Below are 4,239 nucleotides of genomic sequence, written 5' to 3'. Positions count from 1 at the left end.
AGCCGCCTCGGCTAATTCCGAGCAGATCGGCTTGGCGCGTGAGGCTCAATCTGTGTGACCGATCCGTCATTTCCTTGCGCTCCCCAACGGACCGGCCTTGTCGAGCGCTCCTTCCAAAAAATCATTCTCCAGCGTCAGCTGGCCAATCTTCGCGTGCAACGATTTGGCATCAATCTCGGGCTCTTTAGACGCTTTTGGCTTGTCGTCGAAGACATCCGTCACCCCATCGAGGAGCTGATCCTTCCACTGCTTGATCCGATTGAGAAGAACATCGAACTGCGTCGCAGGTTCGCTCATCGTCCTGTCGCCCTTCAAAGCCGCCAACGCGACTTTCGCCTTGAATGTAGGGCTGTGGTTCCGTCTCGGTCGTCTTACCATCTTCGCTCCTTCGTCCCGGCACGCTGCCGGATCACGAGCGGAAAATCCACCTAACTCATCTGTTCAAAATTCTCGGGCCATCTCTGAAAATACCGGGTCAGTTCTCCGTTACAAACAGCAGCCCGCTAACAGACGCCCCATCGATCCACATTATTGGCAGGGCCTGTCATTCCTCATAATGCACCTGGTTGCTTTCGAGAAACTCCAGGATCGCTGGCGGGACTTTCAGGCCATCGGCAACCTCGGCATCTAGGGCCGTCTCAAGCGCGGTGATTTTTGTCAGTCTTTCGATCACGTCATCGATCTGTTCGAACGGTACGACCACCACGCCATCGCGGTCGGCGACGATCATATCGCCTGTCTCGATCTCTTGCCCTCCGATCTGAACCGGAAATCCAACACGGCCCGCACTCTTGGACAAGGGAGAAGCCGGGATCAGACCGGTGCACCAGACCGGCAGGCCGATCCCAACCAGTCCTTCATAGTCGCGTACCGGGCCATCGGTGACAAACCCGACCGCACCGCAATTGCGCATCATGCCGGTGACACGATCGCCCGCGGTGGCGGCGCCTTGATATCCACCAAAGGCATTGACCACGATATCGCCGGGACGGATCTGTGGCAAAGCCCCCAAAAGCGGCAAGATATCACCAGGCCGACATTCGACGCTCAGGGCAGGACCGGCGGCTTGGCTTGGCAGATCGCTCCCCTCGCCCAGCAGCGAAATGTTGCGTGATAGCGCCCCAGCACCATCCAGCGCATCGTTCACGAAACCCGTCGGTACGCCCTGAAAGGCAGATATTTGCGCATCATTTGGCCGCTGCACACCTGTGCGCACCCGCAAAAGCGGTGGTTCTTCGATCATCCCGGTCCTCCCTGTTTGGCCTAACATGGGCGGTCTGGCGCCGCGGTGTAAAGCGCTAGGGTAGGCGGGAAGAGATCACGCCCGTGTTGAAGCCGCCCATTCGCAATTCGCCGAAAAGGCGTTGATATTCGATCTTGGGACAGCGATTTTGAATGACGGTCACGCCGCGGGCCTCGGCCTGCGCGGCGGCCTGCGCATGTTCCACACCGATCTGCATCCAGATGGTCCGCAAATTTGGAAACGCGTCCAAAGTCGCATCAACGATGGGCGGCACATGCTCGGATCGGCGAAAGATATCAACCATATCAACAGGCTCCGTGATTTCTGATAGATCGGAACGCACGGTTTGCCCAAACAGCACCTTTCCGGCATGCCCCGGATTGACCGGGATAACGGTAAAACCCTTGAGTGACAGGTAGCGCGCCACGTAATGGCTGGGCCGTACCGAATTGGGGGATACACCGATGCATGCCACCACCTTGGTTCGGGTCAGGATCGTGCGCAGAAGGTCGTCCGGATAGGTCATGGCCCCTACATATACACAAAAAAGCGCCCGGGCCATAAGGCCGGGCGCCAGTCACGGAACGAGGGACAGTGAAGTGAAACACAGCGGTTCCGGCGCTGCACTTCCTATTAATTAGATAGGAGCAAAGACCTTGTTTCCAAGGGGCCTCATGGATCTGTGAGCAATATGTTACCGCGTCATGCCTACAGCAGGGTAAGCCAATTCGTATCCATGGCATAACTTATGCCTGCTGCCGGCGACAGATGATCGCCGGGCAGGGGCCGCCACATTGCCCCACCCAGGGATAAGAGGGCGGTCAAGCTGGGCGACGATCCGTCAGTCAAAGATATCCTCGACCACGTCCACCAATTCTTCGAAAAAGCGCCGCTTTAACGACTTGCGTCGTTTGCGTGGCTTTCGATTGGGCACGGCATGGCCCTTATGGCCGATCAGGTCATGGTGACCTTTGCCCACCTTCTCTCGCGGCAGCTGTTTGAGGTTATGTAGCGGCGCGCCGCAGGCGGAGCAGGTCAATTCGTGCCGTTCCCGGTCCAGAACCAGGGTCGAGCGGGTACCGCAGTAGCAGCATGTGGCGATTTTCGTGGTTTTGTGCATATCCGTCCGTCACGTGGCTTTTGTGGCATATAGGGCCACTGCTGCGGCATTTGAAACGTTGAGCGATCCGAAAGACCCCATGGCTTCGATCCGCACCAATTGGTCGCAAAGCTCGCGGGTGCGGGCCCTGAGACCGGGCCCCTCCGCCCCAAGCACCAGTGCCAGCGGGCGACCGGCACAACTTTGGCCCAGATCCGCCAGGGTTTGATCCCCGTCCCCATCCAAACCCGCCAAAAGGTAGCCCATATTGCGCAACCGCTCCATGGTATCACCCAGATTGGTCACGCGTAGGTAGGGTTGCCGTTCCAGGGCACCGGATGCGGTTTTGGCCAGAGCGCCTGTTTCGGGTGCGGCATGGCGGCGGGGCGCAATCACAGCCTTTGCACCAAACACCTCGGCGGATCGCAGGATTGCGCCCACGTTATGCGGGTCCGTCACGCGGTCCAGCAGTAATAGACGTGGCGTGGCCCCATCGGCGATATAGGCCAGATCATCGAGCCGCCCCCAGTCAAGCGCGCGCACCTCCAGCGCTGCCCCCTGGTGGACTGAACCTGGATCAAGTGGCGCGGGGAACTTGCGCGGATCTGCCATTTCCGGTTCCGGCCCCGCATTCAGCGCATCACCCAACCGGTCAGCCGCATTTTTGGTGACGATCAGCCGCAGCTTTTCCCGGGCCGGGTTCAGCAAAGCGTCACGCACAGCATGCAGCCCGAACAGCCATACGGTTTCCTGAGCGGAGGCACGTAAATTACGTTCCTTGGCGATGATCCAACTGGGTTTTTTCATGTTATCGGGCATAGAGCAGCGCCCGGACCAAGGCCACCCCACCCTTTCCGTCATGGCCCGTACGCTTTGCGGTTGACGGACGAAATGACGCTTAGTATCCACCGCGCTACGCTCGAACCAAGGTTCGGGCCCCGGTGGGCGACAGGCCGCAAGGTGTGGCAGGGGACTGTAACTCCCTCGAGGCGACTCACGCCTGGTTCGATTCCAGGGTCGCCCACCATCCATCCTATCATACTGTTTTTTATGGTCGTTCGGTGCTATTATGCGCCTGACACCGCCCATATTCGATACAAACAGACGTGATTTCGATACAATGACTGATGAAGTGAAGGTCCCCTACCTCAAGATCGACCGTGGTCGATACTTCTATCAGCGTCGTGTCCCGCAAAAACTTCAATCACACCTGGGCATTAAGCGATGGCAAATTCCCTGTGGCGATGTCAGCTACTCCAAGGCTGTGCAAATGGTTGTCACCTGGGCGGAAGAACATGACCAGGTGATCAGCGACTTGCGGAACCCTGATAGGCTGGTAACGGCTGGCATAGCCAACGCACGGGAGGCGAAATCACGGCGGGACAATGATCCTGATCCACTTCTGCCCCGCTTCTACGAAATGACTGAACAACGTGACGGGGAGAAAATCTATTTCACACGCGAAGCATTGCCCCGCCCCTGGCAGGCTGCGGCTGTCATGATGACCGAAGCAGAGGCATCGCACAAAGGAACACCCCCACTCGACGGCTTCATATCCATGATTGAATACAGGATCGAAGAGGTGGAACGCGGTGATGATATCGACCAGAAACTGTCTTTACCCAATCTTCCAGGGTTGCAGGCGTATGTAGCTCAACTGGATCAGGCTAAAGTGAGTGCTGGCAGGATTGAGGTTCGCAAGACAACTATGATGCCACTCTACGACGAACTCTACCAAGACCTGCTGATAGACGCCTATGATGTCGGCTTTGGTCTGACCTGCTCCCCTGAAATGTCCGGTGTTTTTGGTTAGCCTGTTCTCCAAGAAGGAGACAGATGATGAAGAGAAGCCGTTTCAGTGAAGAACAGATAATCGGGATATTGAAAGAACATCAGG

At 57.4% G+C, this 4,239-nt stretch carries 5 protein-coding genes, 1 tRNA gene and 1 pseudogene; 2 read left to right on the top strand and 5 right to left on the bottom strand.

The genetic code is table 11. The annotated features are described in order from the left end of the window. The 5 genes and pseudogenes from IU397_RS23525 to rlmB all read right to left on the bottom strand — a co-directional run. A pseudogene (locus tag IU397_RS23525) lies at positions 1 to 378 on the bottom strand (IS3 family transposase); the annotation flags it as partial. Between the two features lie 166 nt (positions 379 to 544). Beyond that, on the bottom strand, positions 545 to 1,243 hold the full coding sequence (locus tag IU397_RS23025; protein ID WP_204417962.1) for an RraA family protein: 699 nt from the start codon (positions 1,241 to 1,243) through the stop codon (positions 545 to 547). Positions 1,244 to 1,298: 55 nt separating this feature from the next. Further along, positions 1,299 to 1,769 (bottom strand): CoA-binding protein, encoded by a 471-nt coding sequence (locus IU397_RS23020; protein WP_204417961.1) that lies wholly within the window; start codon positions 1,767 to 1,769, stop codon positions 1,299 to 1,301. A gap of 315 nt (positions 1,770 to 2,084) precedes the next feature. Further along, a complete protein-coding gene (locus tag IU397_RS23015) occupies positions 2,085 to 2,363 on the bottom strand; it encodes a hypothetical protein (RefSeq protein WP_204417960.1) in 279 nt (92 codons plus the stop codon). Between the two features lie 9 nt (positions 2,364 to 2,372). Continuing rightward, positions 2,373 to 3,149 (bottom strand): 23S rRNA (guanosine(2251)-2'-O)-methyltransferase RlmB, encoded by a 777-nt coding sequence (rlmB, locus tag IU397_RS23010; RefSeq protein ID WP_370541766.1) that lies wholly within the window; start codon positions 3,147 to 3,149, stop codon positions 2,373 to 2,375. Between the two features lie 136 nt (positions 3,150 to 3,285). On the opposite strand from rlmB, the gene IU397_RS23005 reads away from it, so the two are divergent. Continuing rightward, positions 3,286 to 3,369, top strand: a tRNA-Tyr gene (locus tag IU397_RS23005). Between the two features lie 42 nt (positions 3,370 to 3,411). Further along, entirely contained in the window at positions 3,412 to 4,155 is a 744-nt protein-coding gene (locus IU397_RS23000; protein ID WP_204417957.1) for a hypothetical protein, read from the top strand. Positions 4,156 to 4,239: the final 84 nt, after the last annotated feature.

It is taken from the genome of Actibacterium sp. 188UL27-1 (genome assembly GCF_016901225.1).
GTDB lineage: Bacteria > Pseudomonadota > Alphaproteobacteria > Rhodobacterales > Rhodobacteraceae > 188UL27-1.
This window is presented reverse-complemented; position numbering and strand designations above follow the sequence as displayed.

Coding starts and splice junctions, on each gene's coding strand:
- IU397_RS23025 (WP_204417962.1), bottom strand. CDS start 1,243: ATGATCGAAGAACCACCGCTTTTGCGGGTGCGCACAGGTGTGCAGCGG.
- IU397_RS23020 (WP_204417961.1), bottom strand. CDS start 1,769: ATGACCTATCCGGACGACCTTCTGCGCACGATCCTGACCCGAACCAAG.
- IU397_RS23015 (WP_204417960.1), bottom strand. CDS start 2,363: ATGCACAAAACCACGAAAATCGCCACATGCTGCTACTGCGGTACCCGC.
- rlmB (WP_370541766.1), bottom strand. CDS start 3,149: ATGAAAAAACCCAGTTGGATCATCGCCAAGGAACGTAATTTACGTGCC.
- IU397_RS23000 (WP_204417957.1), top strand. CDS start 3,412: ATGCGCCTGACACCGCCCATATTCGATACAAACAGACGTGATTTCGAT.